The organism is uncultured Subdoligranulum sp. (genome assembly GCF_937890665.1).
Window position 1 is genome coordinate 1 of record NZ_CALADU010000072.1, and the last position, 19,711, is coordinate 19,711.

A 19,711-nucleotide genomic window follows, 5' to 3' on the forward strand; every position below is an offset into this window, starting at 1 on the left:
TCGCTACCTCCACCTTGGCAAGGTGGCGCTCTACCAGATGAGCTACGGCCGCATGAGTACATTCTATAGGCAGAATGTACAAGAACCTTGGTGCCTCCGATCGGAATCGAACCAATGACACGGGGATTTTCAGTCCCCTGCTCTACCGACTGAGCTACAGAGGCAAATGGCGACCCGAATCAGGCTCGAACTGACGACCTCTAGCGTGACAGGCTAGCGTTCTAACCAACTGAACTACCGGGCCACAAGTGGGAGTTAACGGGCTCGAACCGCTGACCCTCTGCTTGTAAGGCAGATGCTCTCCCAGCTGAGCTAAACTCCCTTAATGGAGCGGCCGACGAGGCTCGAACTCGCTACCTCCACCTTGGCAAGGTGGCGCTCTACCAGATGAGCTACGGCCGCATGTATCGGAGAGTTTTGCTCAGCCGCTCTCTCCGGGCGACGGGTATTATTATATACAACCCCGACGCATTTGTCAAGCATTTTTCTGTATTTTTTTGCCGTTTTTTTTAATTCTTTTCGGACGCCTCATTTTCGACGCCGGAAGGCCATTTTTCCAGCAAGCGGTTGAGGTCTACACGATAGATTTTATCACAAAACTGGCAATTTACTTCTGCGATGGGATCTTCATCGCGTAATTTTTCTACTTCTTTTTTCCCAAGGCTATGCAGCATTCCTTCCACGCGTTCCATGCTGCAATCGCAGCGATAGACCACATGGTAACTGTCCAAAATATCCGGTTGGAATCCCTGCAGTGCCATCTCCAACATATCCTGCACAGTCTTCCCCTGCTCCAACATCGTGGTAACGCTGGGCATAGCGTGAATGTTTTTCTCCAAAAGATCGATTTCTTCCTCCGTGGCTCCCGGCAGCAACTGCACAATAAAACCACCCGCACAGCGAACGCTCAGGTCTGGATTGACCAAAACCCCCAGCGCACAGACGGTGGGGACCTGTTCACTGATAGCAAAGTAGGAGGTAATGTCCTCGGCAATTTCACCGGTGGTCAAAGGCACCTGACCAATATACGGTTCCCGCATACCGAGATCCCGAATCACATCCAAGGTGCCGTCGTGGCCAACAGCCGCCCCTACATTCAGGTGCCCATCCTCTCGCGGCGGTAGCTCCACAATGGGATGCTCCACATAGCCCTTCACGTTGCCGGTACCGTCGGATACCGCTAACAGCCTACCGGCAGGCCCACCACCTTTAATTTGCACCGTGATGGAATCCTTGGTGCTTTTCAGCATAATTCCCATCATAGACGTGGCTGTTAACAGTCGGCCAAGGGCCGCTGTGGTAACAGCACTGGTCTTGTGTACCCGCTCCATTTCGCGGACAATTTCGGTAGAGTCTACACCATAAAACACGATACCGCCGTTTTCAGAAATGCCGCGCAGCATATTGTGATTTTGTTCCATTTACGTTTTTGCCTCCTGCGTGTATTGTTTGACCGCTGTAATGATCCAACGGGGGCTATCGGGGCGGACGGGGCCGAAATCTTCCCCATCTGCAATACGGGTCATTACAAACCCATAGCGCTGCAGAAAGGTTTCGACTGTCTTAAGCGGGTAGCTGTATTCGTAGAAATTCTCTTGAAAATGCTCTCCCGTGTCCTGATAAACAATATCGATTGCAATATCTACCCGTCCGGTATCTGGTTCGTAGTGATTGGTCCAGTGACATTGTGCATCTTCCGCTTCAATGTCAAAAGAGCGGTCAGCCAAGATATGCTGATGCTTATAAGGGGTGTTTAAGTCAAAGAGAAACACGCCGCCTTTTTCCATAAAATAGGCAGCCTTACGAATGGCCTGTTCAAATTGGTCAACAGGTCCGATATGGTTCAGTGTATCAAAGGTAGAAACCGCAGCACGAATCGTGCCGTACAAATCAAGTTGTAACAAATTTTGACGTAGAAGCAGCAATCGTCCAGTCAGACCCAGCTCATCCGCTTTCTCCCGCAGGACACTGAGCATTTCCTCTGACTGGTCGATGCCGATTACATCGTAGCCGGCCTGCGTCAGCATTAAGGTAAGATCCCCTGTGCCGCAGCCCAAGTCCGCCAAAATACCGTCTTGAATATCGTGAGCCTTCAGTTCTCCCTGTATATACTGATACAGTGCGTCGTAATCCGCCGCACTGTTCAGCTCATCATAAAAATAGGCAAACTCGTTATACGCCATTGCCCAAATCTCCGTTAAGATGTTGCTCTAAGCAGGCACGCAAAGCATCCATGCCATAACCGCTTTCGGCGCTGGTCAGATAGACGCCGGAACATCCATATGGCGCACACAACTGCACAAACTCCTGCTGACGGGAGGCAAGTTCCGATTTTTTGAGTTTGTCCGCTTTTGTCAAAGCCACCACAAAGGGGATTTGATGATAACGCAGATATTCCAACATCTGTACATCGTCGGCACTGGGAGCGTGGCGGCAATCCAACAGTTGGATCAGCAAACAAACCGAACGGTCCGCCTCAAAATAGCTGTTAATGAGCTCATCCCAGCGCGCCCGATCTGCGTTAGAAACCTTGGCATAGCCATAACCCGGCAGGTCCACAAAATAGGCAGTATCTGCCCTATAAAAGTTGATCGTGGCCGTTTTACCGGGGGTAGAACTGACGCGGGCCAAATTTTTGCGGTTGCACAGCTTATTGATTAGACTGGATTTGCCGACATTCGATCGGCCGGAAAAAACGATTTCTGGCCGGTCGCTGTCCGGCAACTGACGAGAAAGGCCGAAAGAAGCCAAAAATTCGCAGTTGTTATAGTTCATGAATTTCCTTTCACATCACCGCAGCGGGTTCTTTAGCGGGCTTTTCATTGGCAATGAGGCTGGTGGCCTGCGGCACACCATGGGTTCCACGAGCAGAAGTATGCCCCGGCATAATCAGCGCTTGCTTCAAGACCTGCGACAAATGGTCTACCGGCACAAAGTGGATCTTCTGTTTCACTTCAGAATCGACTTCATGGAGATCGCTGACATTGTCTTTCGGGATCAGCACAGTGGAGATGCCCTCTCGGAAAGCCGCCATACTTTTTTCTTTCAAGCCGCCAATGGGAAGAACATTTCCATGAAGGGTAATCTCTCCTGTCATGGCCAAATCATGGCGCACAGGGATCCCAGACAATGCCGAAATCAAGGCGGTTGTCAGCGTAACACCGGCAGAGGGCCCATCTTTGGGGACGGCTCCTTCCGGTGCATGGATATGAATATCGGTATTTTTTAGGCTATCCGCCGTGATACCGTATTCTTCCCCGTGAACGCGGGCATAGCTGATGGCGAGCTTGGCGCTTTCCTTCATCACATCACCCAAACTACCGGTGATTTCAATTTTGCCGGATCCGTTGGGAATAACCGCCACTTCCACCGGCAGCATCTCGCCACCCACACTGGTCCAAGCCAGACCGTTGGCAATACCGACAGAGTCTTTCCTGGAAATAAAGGTAGGCTTTACCTTTTCGGGGCCCAGCAAGGTTTTGACTGTGGAAGCCGAAACACTGATTTTTTCCTTTTCACCGGCAGCAATCCGCTGGGCACATTTGCGCAGCACCGCAGTAATGGTGCGCTCCAATGTGCGCACACCGGCTTCGCGTGTATACCCGTCAATGATTTCATACAGCGCGCTGGAGGTAAGGCTAACCCGTCCCTCAAGGCCGTTATTTTTCAGCTGTTTGGGCAAAAGATGCTTTTTGGCAATGTTAAACTTTTCTGTGCGGGTATAGCTGGGCAGCTCGATCACATCCATACGGTCATAAAGCGGCCCGGGAATGGTCGAGGCATCGTTGGCAGTGGTGATAAACAATACTTCGCTCAGGTCGAAGGGAATATCCAGATAATTGTCCTTAAAGGAGCAATTCTGTTCGGGGTCCAGTACCTCCAGCAATGCACTGGAGGGATCGCCTTTATAGTCCCCTGCCAATTTATCGATTTCGTCCAGCAGAATCACCGGATTAGAAGATTTGGCAGTGGTGATCGCACTGATGATACGGCCCGGCATCGCACCGATGTAGGTACGCCGGTGTCCACGAATCTCAGCCTCGTCATGGACACCACCCAAACTCATCCGAGCAAATTTACGGCCCATGCACTCCGCAACAGAGTGGGCAATGCTGGTCTTACCCACACCCGGAGGCCCGACAAGACAAACAATTTGACCTTTGACATCGGTGTTTAGTTTACGGACAGCCAGCAATTCCAAGATGCGCTCTTTGACCTTTTGCAGACCATAGTGCTCTCGATCCAATACTTTGCGTGCGTGGGCCTGATCCAAATTATCTTCGGTGGTAATATGCCATGGCAAAGCAAGGCAAGCGTCCAGATAGCTACGGATCACACCGCTTTCCGCCGAATTGCCCTGCATCCGAGCCAAACGGTCGCATTCCTTGAGCAGCTTTTCGGTAGACTCAGCATCCAAGGAAAGGGCCGTAATCTTTTTGCGATATTCCTCGGCTTCCGCACGAGTATCTTCGGTATCTCCCAGCTCTTCACTGATGATGTGCATCTGCTCCCGCAGATAATACTCCCGTTGCCCTTTGTCCATCTGGGCGTTAACCTTGTCGTCCAGATCGCGTTCGATTTCCAAAACCTGACATTCTTGGCGAAGCAACGTCAGCAGCTTTTCCAATCGTCCCAGCAAGGTGGACTCATTGAGAATCGCTTGCTTATCCTCATACTTCAGCAGCAAGTTGGCCGGCATGTACTCACTCAAATAGAGCGGGCTGGTAGAGGTTACGATGTTGTAAACGACATCTTTAGAAATTTGCGGACTGTAAGAAAGGTAATTTTCAAAGCACTCCTTCAGGCTGCGAACCAAGGCCTCCGTCTGGGTGCGTTTATCGGCGCCAATGCCCCGCACAGGGACCGGGCGCACAGTGGCTTGCAGGTATTTTTCCCCTGCATCCAATTCCAACAAGCGGGCACGGGTCTTGCCTTCCACCAATACTTTGACAAGTTCATCGGAAACCCGCAAAACCTGCTTGATCTCGGCAATGACACCATATCCATAGAGGTCGCGCAGTGCGGGATCTTCCACGTCCATCTCCCGCTGTGCGACCAAAAACACATTGCTGTTGCTATGCATGGCGGCCTCAATGGCAGCAATCGATTTGGGACGGCCTACTTCAAAATGTACGACGTTATTCGGAAAAACAACCAGCCCCCGTAAGGCAATGGCTGGCAGATGGAGCACGTTGCGTGCGATTTTAACTTTTACTTTTTCAGACATGCTTACTCTCCCATTGTCTGTAATACAGGTGTGTTTTGTGCGAGTTTTGGCGGCAACAAAATACGAACACTGCGACGCGCCACCTCAGCGTGCAGCTTCATCTGGGGCGAACATTCGCCATCTAGTGTAGTGATCAGCGGCTGCTGATCCAATACCTGAATATCAATCCATTTTGTACGGAAAAAGGTCAGATACGGGCGAAACGCTTGGGTTACTTCGCCGGACGGCGTGAGGTGCAGACCCTTGCGATACCCTTTCAAAAGACCGGGAAGCCGCAAACGGGGTACGGGTTTCAGTAAAACCACATCCAGCAATCCATCATCCATACTAGCGTAAGGAGCTGCGCAATAGCCGCCGCCATACATCTGTGCGTTACAGATTGCCAGCATCATATATGTACCATCCAAAGAGATTCCATCGGCTTCTATCCGCAGATGATGGCGAAAGGAACTGCAGACCGCTTCCAAAATTGACAAGGTATACGCAGTCGTACCGCCGCACAGCGGTACACGGCGCCATTTGGGAATCCCGTTGGCGACTTGCGCGTCAATACCAGCCGCATAGATATCTATACCATATCCTTGGGGTGTTAGAATCAAATCAACCGGAAATGATACGGCGGCCAACTGGGCATCTAAATCCAAAAAATCAGATTGATTGCCAAAATTTCTTACATAGTCGTTACCACTGCCGCATGGAATGCAGCCAACAGAAATTTGCTCATGGCCGGCGGCACTTTGCAAGACCTCGTTCATCGTCCCATCACCGCCGCAGGAATAGATGCGCACCTCTTCCTTGGACGCGGCACAGCTTTCCGTGATTTCTCGAGCATGGCCTGCGTGTCGTGTAACAAGGATTTCGGGGACAATGCCGACCCGCTCAGCGGCAGCGCGAATCTGTGGAAGAAGCAACGCACTTGCGCCTACTTTGCCGGCAGTGGGGTTAATGAGAAACAAGTATCGAATCGGTTCCGCCTCCCCTTGTTTTTAGGATGCATACAGGTAGTATTCATTGTAACTTTTTCTGCGAAAAAGTGCAAGAGGGTGGGATAAACTGTTAAGCCTTTGGTCACAATAAAAAGCATGGGGAGGAAATTCTATGGGGCAATTTTTTCAGGAAACAGGCCAAGTGGTCTTGACCAGCTTCTTTTCTTTGGGCATGATGTTTTTAATCACGCGCTGGGGTGGTAAGCGTCAGATTGCGCAGATGAGCCCTTTTGACTATCTAAATGCTGTTACCGTAGGCTCTATCGCCGCAGAAATGGCCACCAATTTGGAAAGTTGGTACAGACCTTTTACCGCGTTGCTTGTATACGGTATCGTCACTTGGTTGGTAGAGGTTTCTGCCTGTAAAAGTATCGCTCTGCGAACCTTTTGGAGCGGTCGCTCTGTTATTTTGATGAATCACGGTGTCATAATCAAAGAAAACCTGCGTCGGGCCACCATTGATCTGAACGAATTTTTGGGGCAAGCTCGCATTGCAGGCTATTTCGATCCCAATGAAATCGAAACTGCAATCTTGGAAAACAACGGACAAATCAGCTTTTTGCCCAAAAGTCGAGTCCGACCAGTCAGCCCGCAGGACTTGCATCTCCAGCCAGAGGAAATCAGTGCATGGTACGATTTGATCTTAGACGGCAGATTGATGGAAGATAATCTAAAAGCAGCGGGCCGAGATACGGCATGGCTGTTTCATCAGCTGCACAACATCGGGATCGGTCAGCAAAAAGAAGTCTTTTACGCGGCCTGCGATAAACAAGGACGTTTTTTTGCCTGCCGCGGCGCATAACTAAAGAATAACAAAGGGGCCGGAGCACTGGCTCCGGCCCGATTGTAACCCTTTGGGGTTGAAATTATTTGAAGTAACGGTCCAGCAGGCCCTGCATGCCACGGCCATGGCGGGCTTCGTCCTTCGCCATCTCATGAACAGTGTCATGGATCGCATCCAGACCCAGCTCCTTCGCCTTCTTGGCGATGTCCATCTTGCCAGCGCAGGCGCCACACTCGGCGTCCACACGCATCTGCAGGTTCTTCTGGGTGCTGTCGGTCAGGACCTCGCCCAGCAGTTCAGCAAACTTAGAAGCATGCTCAGCCTCCTCAAAGGCGTAACGCTTCCAAGCTTCGGCGATCTCGGGATAGCCCTCACGATCAGCAACACGGCTCATGGCCAGATACATGCCAACCTCGCTGCACTCACCGTTGAAGTTCTCCCGCAGGCCCTGCAGGATCTCCTCCGGAGCATCCTTGGCAATACCAACCACATGCTCGGTCACATAGGTGTTGTCCTTCTTTTCGATGAACTTGGAAGCCGGCGCCTTGCAGACGGGGCAGAACTCAGGGATGGAACCTTCGGCGATATAACCGCAGACAGTGCAAACATATTTCGTCATAATGAATAGCCTCCTGTTTAATAATTAAGCTCCTAAGACGTATTCCTGCGTCTTTGGCTCTATTATAGCCTCGCATCCTTACAATGTCAATAGGATTTATCAATTTTTTAAGAAAAAATCTTATTTTTTAAAAGGATCCCTTTTTTCCTTCTGCTGGTTTGGAAGACTAGGCAATGCAGAGAACAAAGCACTGGAAAGAATATAACTTAGTGCTCCCACCCCAATGCCCGCCAGCAGCAGTACCGGGGCATAAGCCAACGCCATAGCGCTGCTTAAAATCAGAGAAGCCGCCAGCAACTGCCCAAGATTGTGAGCCAAAGCCCCACAGATACAATAAATATAGCCGCTGATCGGTATGGGACCAACCAAAAGGCCCCATAAAACGAAAAGGGAGAGCACACCTCCGCAAAGAGAAAGAATTCCTGCCGTAGCGCCGCGGGTCAAAAATGCAAAAAGCGCCTTTAATACGACTAGCATCCAAGCCGTGCGTGTACGCAAGAAAATGAGGGAGAACATAACTACAATATTAGAAAGCCCAAGTTTTAAAGCCGGAATTAATCCTAAAAGCGGCGCAACACAAGATTCCAACCAAGATAGTGCGATTGCCAAAGCAAACAACATTCCGGTCAGTGCAATCTCGCGGGCCTTAGAATTGCGCATCCCCCTTTTCCCCTTTCCGTTCATTTCTATTTGGGAGTGTACGGCAAACGCAGCGCTTTTGTCAAGAGCACAAAAAATTTACAATCACCGGGACGGTTTTTGTACCGGTTTCGACGAAAACGGGTTGAAAAAGCGCCGCAAATAGTGTATCCTAATAAGGAATCCCGATCAGATGTGCCGGGATTTTTGAGACACTTTCACAACAACAATGCAAGATTGACTTGTGAGAAAATACAAAGGAGATTTCTTCCCATGAAAAAATTACTTCCGTTCCTGTTGTGTGCTGCGATTCTTTTGGCTGGTTGCACCAATGCTTCTGAGTCCGAGGCTTCCTCCTCCAGCGAAACTTCTTCTGTGTCGGAAACGGTGAGCTCGGAAGAAACGTCGGACGCCGCCTCTTCGGAAGCGCAGAGTGAATCTTCTGAAGAAGCGCAAACCGCCAATCTGGAAAGCGCCGTGGCCGCTCTGGAGGCCGTCAACCCCATCGAGAATCCTTTGACCTATACGGACTTCGATGTAGAGAACACGTTGATGCTGACGCTGGATAATCTTGTTGCTTACAAAGGCGACGTAAGCAACAATCAGGCGGATTGTGGCTTGGTCTTTGTGGCGCAAGCGAAAGAAGGAAAGGTCGCTGACGTTGAGGCCGAATTGCAAGCCTATAAAGAGAGCCTGACTGCCAATGATATGTATGTGGAATTTGCCGATAAAATGGCGTTGGCCAAGGAGGCACGCATTGTCACCAACGGAAACTACGTTGCGATGGTGATTGCCAGTGTCGGTGTGGGCGACTATACCGAGATCGATCAAACTCTGGAAACGGCATTGAATTTCTGATTTCCCTAGTGCAACAACCCCCTACGGGCCGTTACCTGCTTTGGTAACGGCCCGTTTATTGCTAAACAAAAGAGGAGTGCGCATGGTCTTTAATAGCGTTGTGTTTTTATTTTGCTTTTTGCCCGCAGCGCTGGTGTTATATTACATAACACCGGGGCGAGCCAAGAATGCCGTTCTGCTGGTGGAAAGCCTCCTGTTTTATTGTTGGACAGGTACAGCGTTCCTGCCGCTGGTTCTGTGCTTGGTAGCATTTAACTATGTGTGGGGGCTGCTCCTCACAAAGGCAAGAAAAGTTGGCTGGATCTTGCCTTTAGTGGCAATTTTGGTCAATTTGGGCGTTTTGGTGTATTTCAAATATGCCAATTTCCTAATTGAAACATGGAATCAAATCACCCACTTTGGTTTGAGCTCGCTGGATATCGGTGATGTGCTTCCTTTGGGAATCAGCTATTACATCTTCAAAATTATCAGCTATGAAGTAGATGTATATACCGGCAAGGTAGAGGCCGAAAAGAACCCCATCACGTTTGCGTGCTATGTCCTGTTCTTCCCCCAGCTAATCGTAGGCCCGATTGTAAAGTATCGGGACATGGCTTCGCAGCTGCACCAGTATACTGGGCGTTGTAGTTTGCTCCAAATCGAACACGGTATAGAACTGTTCGTGTTCGGTCTTGCCAAAAAGGTGATTTTAGCCGATTCGATCGGAGCCTTGTGGACCGATATAATCGGCAGCGACGGTGTCGGACTGGCCAATGTTTCCACACCGCTGGCATGGCTGGGAATTTTGGCGTATTCCTTGCAGTTGTATTTTGACTTTGCCGGCTACAGCGAGATGAGCAATGGTCTGGCTGCTATGCTGGGCTTTGATTGCGCCGCAAACTTTGACTTGCCCTATATTTCCGGCAGCATCACAGAATTTTGGCGGCGTTGGCACATTTCCCTGTCCAGTTGGTTCCGCGACTATATCTACATTCCGCTAGGCGGCAACCGCAAGGGCAAAGGGCGTCAGCTCTTGAATATGTTGCTGGTATGGGCGGCCACCGGAATTTGGCACGGCGCCAGTTGGAATTTCATCTGCTGGGGCCTGTATTACTTTGTTCTATTGACCATAGAAAAACTTTTCTTGCTAAAGCATTTGCAAAAGGGGCGCGTTTGGCCGCATTTGTACACCCTCTTCTTTGTGGTACTTGGCTGGGGCATTTTCACAGCCAATCAACCCGGCGCACCATTAGGCTTGCTTTTACAAAAATTGTTTACCCCGCAAAGCGGTATTTCTGCCATGTATTATCTGCGAAATTACGGGGTTCTTCTTGTGCTGGGCTGTCTATGTTCTTCTGCTCTTCCGCGTTGGCTATGGCAAAAAATCAGCCGCTGTGCTCCGCTCAAGATCATCGTCTTTCTGTTGTTGGCTTTGCTGTGCATAGCCTATGTCGTCGCTGCCACCAACTCTACCGCACTGTATGCAAACTTCTAAAAAGGAGGGGAACCGTATGTCGAAAACGATTTATAGAAAAGCTGGCCGACGGGCGGGATACCCTTTACTGGTCTGCTGTGCGGTATTGCTGTTCGGTATCTCTCTTATCAATTTAATTTGGCCGAAACGCACTTTGATCGAGCTGGAGAATCGAAATGCCGCAAAGCTGTCTCCCCCTACGCTATCCGGTCTTTTAGATGGAAGTTGGCAAACTTCTTTTTCCAACTGGATGCAAGATCAATTTATGATGCGAGATCAATGGATCAACACCCAACGAGCCATCGATGAAGTGGCTTTTCAAAAAGTGGAAGAGGGCGGAATTCTGCTGGGAAAAGACCACTGGATGTTCACGAAATTGTTTACCGTGTCAGACAGCACCAAAAAGCAGTTGGAGAAAAATGTGAACGCGGTTACGGAGTTCGCCGCTAAATATCCGGGCAAGGTCACCTTTTTGTTGGCCCCCTCTGCCAGCGTGATCTATTCCGAAGAACTTCCTATCGGCGCCCCCATGGTGAACGAAGACGGAATGCTGGATGAAATCTTTGCCAAAGTAGGCACTACGGCTTCGGTTTTAGATTTGCGTACCACGTTTACGGAAAATAAAGATCAGTATCTTTATTTTAAAACCGACCATCACTGGACCCCTGCGGGTGCCTATCTGGCCTACCAACAGTTTTGTGCTCTGAAAGGACTTACTCCCTTTGATACCAATGCTCACGAAGCCGTAACCATTGATGATTTTCAAGGGACCCATTATTCTGCCACCCGGCTTTGGAACGTAGAAAACGATTCGATCACCTATTACCCGTTGGATAACCAGATGACAATTTTCCAGACCATCGGGGAAGCAGAGTTTGAGCCAGTGTCCACCGAGAATCTCATCAACACCGATAAATTTACAACTCGGGACAAATATGCTGCGTTTTTGGATGGCAATAATGGCTATTCCGTAATTGAAGGAAATGGCACCGGAAGTATTCTCGTAGTCAAAGACAGTTATGCTAATAGCTTTGTCCCCTACCTAACCGAAAATTATGCCAAAATCGGTGTAATAGACTTCCGGAATTTCCGGTATGGCTTGGACTCCACCATCGCAAAAGAAGGCTATGATGAAATCCTGATTTTGTACAATTTCCAGACCTTCATTGCCGATACCAATTTGATCAATATTGCGCGTCCATCCACGTTGACGGAATAACGCATACAATAATACCGATCCATTTCAAAAGAATGGATCGGTATTTTTCATGCAAAAAAGACTTCCAACTGCGGCGTCGAAATTTCTGCATCGGGGCCATAAAGACAAGCTTGCCAAAAGTCCAGATGAAAAGGATCCACCTGTGCCTCCTGAATAGGAGGCAATAGATCTGTAAAATCTTTTTGGAGTTCTGCACGCAGCAACGCTTGTAGATCCCGTTGCGATGCTGTCAGGTCTTGCCATTCGATGTCACGCAGATGGAGCTGTATACAGTTGTTCTCTACAACCATCTGTACGCGTGCACTGCATACCGCAGAACCTGCCGCATATACCGTTTGCAAATGAGTTGTTTGCCCACATAAAATTGCCGCAAGCTGTGCGGAAAGACTGTCGTCTGAGTAGATCGGTTCTGTACCACGCGCCAAAAAGGCAAAAGAATAACCACCTGTTGATGCATATGCTGGTACACCGCAAACATTCTGCTGGGCAAATAGCTGTTGCAGCCCGCAATGCACCTTGTAAGTCTGCTCCACCGCTTTTAGACTTTTGTATAAAGCAGGCGCTTCTTTGGTCCAACTCTCGATAGGGGTTGAACCAAGCAAAAATACAGATAGCTCTGGTGCCGGTTGTGCGTTCTCGTATAGTAATTCCCCAATTTCCTGCGCAGTTTGCCAGTCAGTATCCCACGGCAAAACCGCCAAATCTAAAAGGCCGTAATATACATCTCCGTACAGGCTTTGCTCCGCGTACTGCAATGCTTGTGCCGGTGTGGAACCTTTTGCTGCGGCAATTTTATTTTCTTGCTTCCCTATTTCTGCGTTTTGATCGGCTAATACCAAGCAAGCTGAATAACCATTGTCTTGTTTGGTAAAAAATATACCGCGAACGATTTCACGGTCAGAAAGCGCTTGACCACCACAACCGCTTAACAACAAACTCATGAGTAAACAACTCCTTAAGAGCAAGGCTTTACTTTTTGACATAGCCATGTGGCAGCACCTCCCATCCCAACAAACCATGCAAATCCCCATGTGAGTAAATTTCTAATCTGCATGGCAACCTCCATGTCGGATTTACGAAGAAGCGCACATAACACCAATAGGCCGCCTGCATATAACGGGAAAACACGTAACGGTACCGCTGTATTTCCTGTTTGTTTTTGGTCCAGTAAAAGACAGATCCCATACAAATAGAGCGCCAATTTGATGGTGATGGCCATAACCCACAGAATCATCTGGAGACTTTCCAAACGATTGAATACCGACAAGGCGCCGCAGCGCGCTACCGCGTGGAGAGGATCCATGCGCATAGATAAAGCAGCTCCGTAAAAAAGTTCCAATACAAAATGAATTGCTACATCAAACAAAAGCGCAAGCAGCGACAGCCGCAGCAATGGATGCCGCCTCTTTTGGTCGCGCTGCGGCCATAAGGCAGGAAGAAGATATTCTGGATATAAAATCATTTGTTCCTTGGCTGCGGTCACATAGTCCGAAATTTGCAAGGGCTGGTTTTGAAGGTTAGTTATATGCAGCCTTGGTAATATGGTCAACAACATAAAAGCGGTCGCCAAAATCAGCAAGCACAAAACGACGTGAGCTGTTTGAGAGATGGCTGACACCCGACGCAGATAAACAAGCGGCAGCAACAATGTCAGACAGACGACAGTCAGAGATAGTGTTCCCGGATACAGTCGTTGAGCCAGATTCCAAAAATGCAGCACCTCCAAAGCCGAAGTATAAAATAGCAACAACGCAAAAGAAAGACGGATAACCGGACTCGGACCGCAGTGCCAAGCCTTGGCAAAAAGCCCGCCAATCATGGCAAGAAGCGGCGCACAAAATAAGGCAGTCATAGCTCCCACACGTGGCCAATAAGCACTTTGACTGCGGAGCAAAACGTTAACCAACACGCCCACTGTCAAAGCTGCTAAAAGACTGGGACATTCACGCTTCATCTTTACCAATCACCTCCCCCGATTGCGCCAGTTTTGACCAAATGCTACGCACAAAGCCATCCTGCCAAGTAGTGCGAGTTAGTGGCATCAAAGGATAAAGGTAATCATAACCGAATGGTTCACTGCCGCAGGCCATAGCCAAAATGATCAGTGCAGCGCAAGCCAACCCCAGAACTCCAAAAAAGCCAGCCAAAAGAATGACTGCAAACCGAAACAGGATGGATTGCTCGTAAAGCGAAGGAACAGCCAATGTGGCGATAGTAGCAGCTGCAGCCATCGTCAATACAGGTACGCTCACAATGCCGGCAGATACGGCGGTTTCTCCAATAATCAAGGCGCCAACAAGACTTACGGTATGACTGATAGACTGCGGTGCCCGCAGCCCAGCTTCACGCACAATCTCTAAAAGAAGGGTCACGCCTAACATTTCCAGCATAGGTGGAAGCGGTGTAGATGTTTCTGCCTGTGCCAATTTTGTGAGGAGCTGAATGGGAATAATTTCCGGAGCAAAAGCGACGGCCATTACATAGAGCCCCGGTCCAAACACCGCAAGTAAAAACGCAAGATATTTGAGAATGCGAATCAGACCAGAAAACACTGCGCCAGAAGCATAGTCGTCCAAACATTCAAAGTGTTCCGCAAAAAAGCTGGGCACGACCAGTGCATAGGGACAACCGGAAACCAATACAACCGCTTTTCCCTCACACAGACGCGCACAGGCGGTGGCCGGACGCTCTGTGTAAGCCGCTGCCGGGAAAAGGTTGAGTTTATCCTGCTTTAAAAACGACGCAAAATACGCGCTGTCCAGCAAAATCGGCAATTCAATTTCCTGCAAACGCTTTCGCAGCGCATCAATGGTTTCTTTGGGCGCTAACGAACGATCATAACAAAGACAATATTCTGTCTTAACACGCGTTTTCGCTGTTGCGATTTCCGCCACCAACGTTCCGGAACGGAACTGTCGCCGCAAGAGGGACAGATTGTTGCGCAAAAGCTCCGTAAAAGCTTCTTGGGAACCACGCATATTGCCTTCTCCGGTGGGCGTACTGATGGAGCGCTGCGGCATCTCTTGCGTGGAGAAAACGACCGCTTGTGCACAACCTTCCATCAGCAGTAGCGTCATCCCGTTGCCCAACATTTCCGTAAAAGAGGTCCAATCTTTCACCGGGTTTGGTTCTGCGGGAACAAGGCTCTGCCGCAGCAAATAATTGCAAAGTTCTTCACTACCGCCAAAAATAATCGGTTCCCGGTCCAATAGATCCAATGCCAAATGGCACAGCTTTTCGGGTGAGGACAATCCTGTAAACATTACAATCGCACAGGAAATCCCACGAATGGTAAGCTGCTTCGCATAGAAATCGCCGGAATCGCCAAAACTTTTTTCTAGAAATTCTAAATTCTTCTGTAAAGATAGGCTTAATGCCTTTTCCTGCATGGGTGACCACCTCGTTCAAAAGTAGTCTTGCCCAAAATGCCCAAAATATGAGGAACTTACAAGAATGCTTTCTGCTGTTTTTCGTACGATTGTCGTTTATGTGGCAGTCATTGCTGCGCTGCGTTTGATGGGAAAGCGCCAATTAGGAGAGCTGCAGCCATCTGAACTGGTCACTACGCTATTGGTTTCTAATGTAGCTTCGGTTTGCATTGATGAGCCGGATCTGCCCCTTCTATCCAGCCTGATACTGATTTTTTTACTCACGGTTTTAGAGATTTTCAGTTCTACCCTTGCGTGCCTTTACCCGCAATACGCACGGCTTTTGTTTGGGAAGCCCATCACGGTAATTCGTAACGGCGAGATTGTGCAGTCCGCTTTGATACAGCTACGCATCACTGCCGGTGATCTGATGGAAGCACTACGCGGGAAGGATATCTTTTCTCCCGAAGAGGTTCTTTGGGCAGTAGTCGAGCCCAACGGCCATATCAGCACTGCGTGCAAACCGAAAGACACTTCCCCTGCACCGATGTTACCGATCCTTTTGGATGACGCCCTCTATCAAGAAAACTTGGAGGCGCTCCATCTGGAAGAATCTTGGATTGATCAAGTTTTGCAAGAACATGGTTTACAGCGCCATCAGGTTCTAATCTTACTCTATAACGGAAAAGATGTATTATTAGTACCAAAAAAAGGTCACCCAAAAAATGGGTGACCTGAGAGGGAGTATTTATGAATCGGAATTGGTATGCAGTCGCACTGCTTTTCACTCTGACTTTTTTGCTGTACCTTTCGGGATGGTATGTAAACACCACCCTCGAACAACTGGATACGGACTTAAACACTGCCTTTGTCTGCGCAGAAGCGGGAAACTATTCCCAAGCACGGCAATGCTTTATAGAAGCTGCCGCTGCTGCACAGGAACACAGTCGTTTTTGGATCCTTCTCATCCGAAGAAGTTTAATTGATCAGTTAAACCAAACTTTGGCAACCATTCCCTCTTATACAACAGCAGAAAATCATTCCGATCTGGCAGTTGAGACCGCTAGAGCTCGCGCACAAGCGCAGCAGATCCGGCAATCATTTTTCAGTTGCTTTTGATCGGGTATCCAGCATATCTTTCAGCTCTTCCATAAAGGTGTTAACGTCGCTGAACTGGCGATAGACAGAGGCGAAGCGAACATAAGCGACATCATCCATCTTTTTCAGTTCCTGCATAGCCAAATCGCCGATATGGATGGAGGTGACTTCTCGATCATAGGAATTGAGCAGCACTTGCTCAATTCGGCTTACCGCATCGTCAAGCTGCTGGTAACTGACCGGCCGCTTCTCGCAGGCACGCAGCATTCCGTTGAGCAGCTTCTGACGATCAAATACCTCGCGGGAGTGATCTTTCTTGACCACCATCAACGGAACAGTTTCTACAATCTCATACGTGGTGAAGCGCTTTTTGCAATGCAGGCACTCCCGACGACGGCGAATCTTTTCGCCATCTTCCGTAGGTCTTGAATCAATCACTTTGGAATCCACTTCACCGCAATAGGGACATTTCATACTCATTCCCTCCTTCTATCGGGGGTTAGGCATTCTTTTTAGCCGCACGCTTCTTGTGGAGCTTCCAATCCACCCAAAGCGGTGTGGCAATGCAGATCGTGCTGTATACGCCGCTGATCATACCGAACAACAGGGGGAATGCGAAAGTATAGATGCTGTCCAAACGGTAGACAACCGACACAACACAAATCACGCCCAAGGCCAAACAGGTGGTAATGGAGGTCATCAAAGAACGAGAGAAACTCTGGTTAACAGACAGATTGACCAATTCTTTCAGACTCATCTGCTTCTTGCTGAACAAAGCACTGTTTTCGCGAATACGGTCATAAATAACGACAGTGTCGTTGATGGAATAACCCAGAATCGTCAGCATAGCCGCAATAAAGTTACCGTTCAAGGGAATGCGCATCAGCACAAACACACCGAAAATGATAAACATATCATGCAGCAAGGCCACAACAGCTGTTGCACCGGCTTTCCAGCCACCGATTCTACGGAAACGATAGGCCACATACAGAAGGATCAAGACACAGGCCGCAACCAAAGCCACCAAGCTCTTCAGAAGGAACTCGTTGCCAATGGTAGCATCCACGTTGCTGACCTCATTCTGCTGGAAGGCGTTTTCCGGATATTCCTCATTCAAGGTCGTCAGCAGGCCATCCAACTGATCGGTGGTCAGCGTTTCGCTTCCCGGCAGCGTAATAGTCAAGGTTTGACCACCCGAAATATCAGCGCCGGTTTGCAACGTCAAATTGTTTTGGTTCAGCTCCTCACCGATGGTAGCCTTCAGCGCATCCAGATCCGCTTCCCCCTCATAGGCAAGCGTAATCATAGAACCGCCTTTGAACTCTACATCCATGCTGACACCAAACACAGCACTAAAGACCAACACAATGGCAATGATGCAGCAAGAGAAGGTATAGAACTTTTTGCGGTTGCCCACAAAATTGATGGTAGGCGTCTTATACTCAGCGCCGCCCTCTTTTTTGCCGCCATACAGCCACGGATTACGCAGTGCTTTGCAGTGGATAGCACCGCGAATCATCACGCGGGTTGCCCAGACGCCGAACACAAAGTTCAGCAAAACGCTGGTCAGCAAGGTAAAACCAAAGGAATAGATCGTACCAGCCGTGGAGGGTCCAAACCAGAAGAAAATCGGGTTAAACACCTTGGCCCAGAAGCCATCCGTCGGGCCAAAAGCGCCCATCAGAATAGCAGCCACAATTACAATGGTAACGTTGCCATCGATAATGGGAGTCAGACCCATCTTAAAGCCACTCTTGACAGCGCCGTCCAGAGTCTTGTTTTTAGAGAGTTCCTCTTTGATACGTTCGGCGGTAATGACGTTTGCATCAACACCCATACCGATGCCCAAAATGATACCGGCAATACCGGGCAGCGTCAACGTAGAACCCGGGAATACGCTGAAGTAGCCAGAAACCACTGCCAGCGTTGCGCAAACCTGCCCCAACAGAGAGATGGTTGCAATGGTACCAGGCAGACGATACCGCAAAATCATCAAAATCGCTACCAATACAAAGGCAACGATACCCGCCAACACCATCACTTCCAGACTTTTAGCGCCCAGCGTGGGACTGATGGTGGAGTAGCTTTCGGCAGAAAGCGCAAACGGCAAGGCGCCGGAATTGATCTGGTTGGCCAGTGTAGCAGCGCTGTCTTGGTCGAAGTTTCCTTTGATGATAGCCTCACCACCGGTGATAGCTTCATCCACCGTAGCGGTAGAAATGTTTTCGTCGTCCAACCAAATGGAGATTGTGTCGCCGCTGGCTGCCAGCTCAGTGGTCGCATCGGCAAAAGCCTGCGCGCCTTCACTGCTAAATTTCAGCTGCACAACCCAGCCTTCGGTTTCATTGTAGGCTGCATTGGCGGAAGTCACGTCGTCACCACTAAGGATCTCTTCACCGTCTGCCGTGGAGCCTTTGCGGAACACCATTTTTGCAGTGGTGCCAATCTCATCAATCGCGGTCTGAGGATTAAAATCAGACTCCCCCGTTTTCCAGGGGAAACGGACGATGATACGGTCCTTGTTGCTGTCCACATAGCTCTCGTAGTCCGTAATGCCGAGACCTACCAGACGATCCTCAATAACCGTTTTGGCTGCGGTCATCTGTTCCGGGGTGGCATCTACGTCGCCGTCTGGCATAAAGGTAACATCCACGCCTCCGCGGATATCAATACCAAAGCGGATGTCTGAGGCACCCTTCACGTAGACATTTTTGGTGTCACCATACTGATAACTTACACCGAAGATTGCCGTAAGGGAAAACACAACAATCAAAATTGCCACGACGAACAGCGGCCATGACTTCCCTCTCTTGTTCATACAAACCTCCAAAATATGCCCGTGCCGACGGGCGGGATACACAAGTTACTGCTGATCTGCCAGCAGTTTTTCTACCACAGCCAGACGCACGCAGACACACAGCAGCGCCGAAGCGGTTTCGACTTCATCGAGGCTCGGATAGGTCGGCGCAATGCGCAGATGCGAGTCGTCGGGGTCTTTGTGGTAAGGATAGGCCGAACCTGCGCCGGTCAAGGTCAAACCGCAGTCTTTGCACAGTTGCGCCACACGCTTAGCACAACCGGGCATAACATACAGGCTGATGAAATAACCGCCCTTGGGGTTGGTCCAATGGGCAATATCACCGCAGGGCGTGAGTTCCTCTGCAAAGGTGGTCTTAACTGCATCGAAGCAGGGCACCAGACGACGGCGATGCTTGGCCATATGCGCCAGAACACCTTCCTTATTTTTGAGGAAGCGAACGTGCCGCAACTGATTCATCTTGTCGTAGCTGATGATCATGGCCGAAAAGCGCTGGCACACATACTTCATTGCATTTTCGCTGCAAGCAAAGGCCGAAACACCTGCGCCGGGGAAGGTGATTTTGCTGGTAGAGGTAAACATGAAGACGCGGTCCTCGGTGCCGTATTTCTTGCTTTCGTTGAGCAGGACCGGCGTTTCGAT

Annotated in this window: 18 protein-coding genes, 4 tRNA genes and 1 pseudogene; 6 read left to right on the forward strand and 17 right to left on the reverse strand. The window is 49.5% G+C overall.

The features are described 5' to 3' along the window. Positions 1-88 precede the first annotated feature (88 nt). The 9 genes from Q0526_RS03805 to Q0526_RS03845 form a co-directional block, all read right to left on the reverse strand. Positions 89-164, reverse strand: a tRNA-Phe gene (locus Q0526_RS03805). 3 nt (positions 165-167) lie between these two features. After that, positions 168-244, reverse strand: a tRNA-Asp gene (locus Q0526_RS03810). A gap of 5 nt (positions 245-249) precedes the next feature. Further along, positions 250-322 (reverse strand) — tRNA-Val (locus Q0526_RS03815). A gap of 4 nt (positions 323-326) precedes the next feature. Continuing rightward, positions 327-402: transfer RNA gene (locus Q0526_RS03820), tRNA-Gly, on the reverse strand. A gap of 107 nt (positions 403-509) precedes the next feature. Next, on the reverse strand, positions 510-1,421 hold the full coding sequence (gene hslO, locus Q0526_RS03825; RefSeq protein WP_298731029.1) for an Hsp33 family molecular chaperone HslO: 912 nt from the start codon (positions 1,419-1,421) through the stop codon (positions 510-512). After that, positions 1,422-2,183 carry a class I SAM-dependent methyltransferase gene (locus tag Q0526_RS03830; protein ID WP_298731031.1) on the reverse strand — a complete coding sequence of 254 codons (762 nt, stop codon included), beginning with the start codon at positions 2,181-2,183 and terminating at the stop codon, positions 1,422-1,424. Then, positions 2,173-2,775, reverse strand: a complete 603-nt coding sequence (gene yihA / locus Q0526_RS03835; RefSeq protein ID WP_298731033.1) for a ribosome biogenesis GTP-binding protein YihA/YsxC — start codon at positions 2,773-2,775, stop codon at positions 2,173-2,175. Before yihA ends, Q0526_RS03830 begins: the two co-directional genes overlap by 11 nt. Before the next feature lie 10 nt (positions 2,776-2,785). Further along, a complete protein-coding gene (gene lon / locus Q0526_RS03840; RefSeq protein ID WP_298731036.1) occupies positions 2,786-5,227 on the reverse strand; it encodes an endopeptidase La in 2,442 nt (813 codons plus the stop codon). 2 nt (positions 5,228-5,229) lie between these two features. Continuing rightward, a complete protein-coding gene (locus Q0526_RS03845; RefSeq protein ID WP_298731038.1) occupies positions 5,230-6,183 on the reverse strand; it encodes a diacylglycerol kinase family protein in 954 nt (317 codons plus the stop codon). A 142-nt stretch (positions 6,184-6,325) separates the two neighbouring features. On the opposite strand from Q0526_RS03845, the gene Q0526_RS03850 reads away from it, so the two are divergent. Continuing rightward, positions 6,326-7,015 carry a DUF421 domain-containing protein gene (locus tag Q0526_RS03850; protein ID WP_298731040.1) on the forward strand — a complete coding sequence of 230 codons (690 nt, stop codon included), beginning with the start codon at positions 6,326-6,328 and terminating at the stop codon, positions 7,013-7,015. A 64-nt stretch (positions 7,016-7,079) separates the two neighbouring features. On the opposite strand, the gene Q0526_RS03855 is transcribed toward Q0526_RS03850, so the two are convergent. Next, complete coding sequence (locus tag Q0526_RS03855; protein WP_294570536.1) at positions 7,080-7,616, reverse strand: NADH peroxidase; 537 nt, start codon at positions 7,614-7,616, stop codon at positions 7,080-7,082. Between the two features lie 120 nt (positions 7,617-7,736). Continuing rightward, entirely contained in the window at positions 7,737-8,276 is a 540-nt protein-coding gene (locus Q0526_RS03860) for a Gx transporter family protein (RefSeq protein ID WP_298731042.1), read from the reverse strand. A gap of 252 nt (positions 8,277-8,528) precedes the next feature. Here Q0526_RS03860 and Q0526_RS03865 point away from each other — a divergent pair, with 252 nt between their 5' ends. The 3 genes from Q0526_RS03865 to Q0526_RS03875 all read left to right on the forward strand — a co-directional run bounded on the left by Q0526_RS03865 (position 8,529) and on the right by Q0526_RS03875 (position 11,785). Further along, positions 8,529-9,113 carry a DUF4358 domain-containing protein gene (locus tag Q0526_RS03865; protein WP_298731044.1) on the forward strand — a complete coding sequence of 195 codons (585 nt, stop codon included), beginning with the start codon at positions 8,529-8,531 and terminating at the stop codon, positions 9,111-9,113. Positions 9,114-9,195: 82 nt separating this feature from the next. Further along, positions 9,196-10,587 (forward strand): MBOAT family O-acyltransferase, encoded by a 1,392-nt coding sequence (locus Q0526_RS03870; protein ID WP_298731046.1) that lies wholly within the window; start codon positions 9,196-9,198, stop codon positions 10,585-10,587. A gap of 16 nt (positions 10,588-10,603) precedes the next feature. After that, positions 10,604-11,785, forward strand: a complete 1,182-nt coding sequence (locus Q0526_RS03875) for a DHHW family protein (protein WP_298731048.1) — start codon at positions 10,604-10,606, stop codon at positions 11,783-11,785. Between the two features lie 47 nt (positions 11,786-11,832). Here Q0526_RS03875 and Q0526_RS03880 read toward each other — a convergent pair whose 3' ends face one another. Genes Q0526_RS03880 through Q0526_RS03890 form a run of 3 tightly spaced genes read right to left on the reverse strand, consistent with a single transcriptional unit; the run spans position 11,833 to position 15,174 of the window. Beyond that, the gene (locus tag Q0526_RS03880) at positions 11,833-12,726 is read right to left on the reverse strand and encodes a hypothetical protein (protein WP_298731050.1); all 894 of its coding nucleotides are present in this window, start codon (positions 12,724-12,726) and stop codon (positions 11,833-11,835) included. 14 nt (positions 12,727-12,740) lie between these two features. Then, the gene (locus tag Q0526_RS03885; protein ID WP_298731052.1) at positions 12,741-13,739 is read right to left on the reverse strand and encodes a GerAB/ArcD/ProY family transporter; all 999 of its coding nucleotides are present in this window, start codon (positions 13,737-13,739) and stop codon (positions 12,741-12,743) included. Next, positions 13,729-15,174 carry a spore germination protein gene (locus Q0526_RS03890; RefSeq protein WP_298731054.1) on the reverse strand — a complete coding sequence of 482 codons (1,446 nt, stop codon included), beginning with the start codon at positions 15,172-15,174 and terminating at the stop codon, positions 13,729-13,731. The genes Q0526_RS03885 and Q0526_RS03890 overlap by 11 nt, the downstream gene beginning before the upstream one ends. A gap of 64 nt (positions 15,175-15,238) precedes the next feature. Here Q0526_RS03890 and Q0526_RS03895 point away from each other — a divergent pair, with 64 nt between their 5' ends. Both Q0526_RS03895 and Q0526_RS03900 read left to right on the forward strand, forming a co-directional pair. Next, positions 15,239-15,886 carry a YetF domain-containing protein gene (locus tag Q0526_RS03895; RefSeq protein ID WP_298731056.1) on the forward strand — a complete coding sequence of 216 codons (648 nt, stop codon included), beginning with the start codon at positions 15,239-15,241 and terminating at the stop codon, positions 15,884-15,886. 17 nt (positions 15,887-15,903) lie between these two features. Continuing rightward, entirely contained in the window at positions 15,904-16,272 is a 369-nt protein-coding gene (locus tag Q0526_RS03900) for a DUF4363 family protein (protein WP_298731058.1), read from the forward strand. On the opposite strand, the gene nrdR is transcribed toward Q0526_RS03900, so the two are convergent. The 3 genes and pseudogenes from nrdR to Q0526_RS03915 form a co-directional block, all read right to left on the reverse strand. Next, positions 16,252-16,725, reverse strand: a complete 474-nt coding sequence (gene nrdR, locus Q0526_RS03905) for a transcriptional regulator NrdR (RefSeq protein ID WP_298731060.1) — start codon at positions 16,723-16,725, stop codon at positions 16,252-16,254. The genes Q0526_RS03900 and nrdR overlap by 21 nt on opposite strands. 25 nt (positions 16,726-16,750) lie before the next feature. Further along, positions 16,751-19,069: a protein translocase subunit SecF gene (gene secF, locus Q0526_RS03910; RefSeq protein WP_298731063.1), complete on the reverse strand. Its 2,319-nt coding sequence runs from the start codon at positions 19,067-19,069 to the stop codon at positions 16,751-16,753. A 45-nt stretch (positions 19,070-19,114) separates the two neighbouring features. Beyond that, positions 19,115-19,711: pseudogene (locus Q0526_RS03915) on the reverse strand (aminotransferase); the annotation flags it as partial.

What these genes read in the sequence shown, in the direction of transcription:
- Q0526_RS03855 (WP_294570536.1), bottom strand. Translation starts at nt 7,616, where the DNA reads ATGACGAAATATGTTTGCACTGTCTGCGGTTATATCGCCGAAGGTTCC.
- Q0526_RS03895 (WP_298731056.1), top strand. Translation starts at nt 15,239, where the DNA reads ATGCTTTCTGCTGTTTTTCGTACGATTGTCGTTTATGTGGCAGTCATT.
- hslO (WP_298731029.1), bottom strand. Translation starts at nt 1,421, where the DNA reads ATGGAACAAAATCACAATATGCTGCGCGGCATTTCTGAAAACGGCGGT.
- Q0526_RS03890 (WP_298731054.1), bottom strand. Translation starts at nt 15,174, where the DNA reads ATGCAGGAAAAGGCATTAAGCCTATCTTTACAGAAGAATTTAGAATTT.
- Q0526_RS03900 (WP_298731058.1), top strand. Translation starts at nt 15,904, where the DNA reads ATGAATCGGAATTGGTATGCAGTCGCACTGCTTTTCACTCTGACTTTT.
- Q0526_RS03885 (WP_298731052.1), bottom strand. Translation starts at nt 13,739, where the DNA reads ATGAAGCGTGAATGTCCCAGTCTTTTAGCAGCTTTGACAGTGGGCGTG.
- yihA (WP_298731033.1), bottom strand. Translation starts at nt 2,775, where the DNA reads ATGAACTATAACAACTGCGAATTTTTGGCTTCTTTCGGCCTTTCTCGT.
- Q0526_RS03880 (WP_298731050.1), bottom strand. Translation starts at nt 12,726, where the DNA reads ATGAGTTTGTTGTTAAGCGGTTGTGGTGGTCAAGCGCTTTCTGACCGT.
- Q0526_RS03860 (WP_298731042.1), bottom strand. Translation starts at nt 8,276, where the DNA reads ATGCGCAATTCTAAGGCCCGCGAGATTGCACTGACCGGAATGTTGTTT.
- nrdR (WP_298731060.1), bottom strand. Translation starts at nt 16,725, where the DNA reads ATGAAATGTCCCTATTGCGGTGAAGTGGATTCCAAAGTGATTGATTCA.
- Q0526_RS03875 (WP_298731048.1), top strand. Translation starts at nt 10,604, where the DNA reads ATGTCGAAAACGATTTATAGAAAAGCTGGCCGACGGGCGGGATACCCT.
- Q0526_RS03830 (WP_298731031.1), bottom strand. Translation starts at nt 2,183, where the DNA reads ATGGCGTATAACGAGTTTGCCTATTTTTATGATGAGCTGAACAGTGCG.
- lon (WP_298731036.1), bottom strand. Translation starts at nt 5,227, where the DNA reads ATGTCTGAAAAAGTAAAAGTTAAAATCGCACGCAACGTGCTCCATCTG.
- Q0526_RS03870 (WP_298731046.1), top strand. Translation starts at nt 9,196, where the DNA reads ATGGTCTTTAATAGCGTTGTGTTTTTATTTTGCTTTTTGCCCGCAGCG.
- Q0526_RS03865 (WP_298731044.1), top strand. Translation starts at nt 8,529, where the DNA reads ATGAAAAAATTACTTCCGTTCCTGTTGTGTGCTGCGATTCTTTTGGCT.
- secF (WP_298731063.1), bottom strand. Translation starts at nt 19,069, where the DNA reads ATGAACAAGAGAGGGAAGTCATGGCCGCTGTTCGTCGTGGCAATTTTG.
- Q0526_RS03850 (WP_298731040.1), top strand. Translation starts at nt 6,326, where the DNA reads ATGGGGCAATTTTTTCAGGAAACAGGCCAAGTGGTCTTGACCAGCTTC.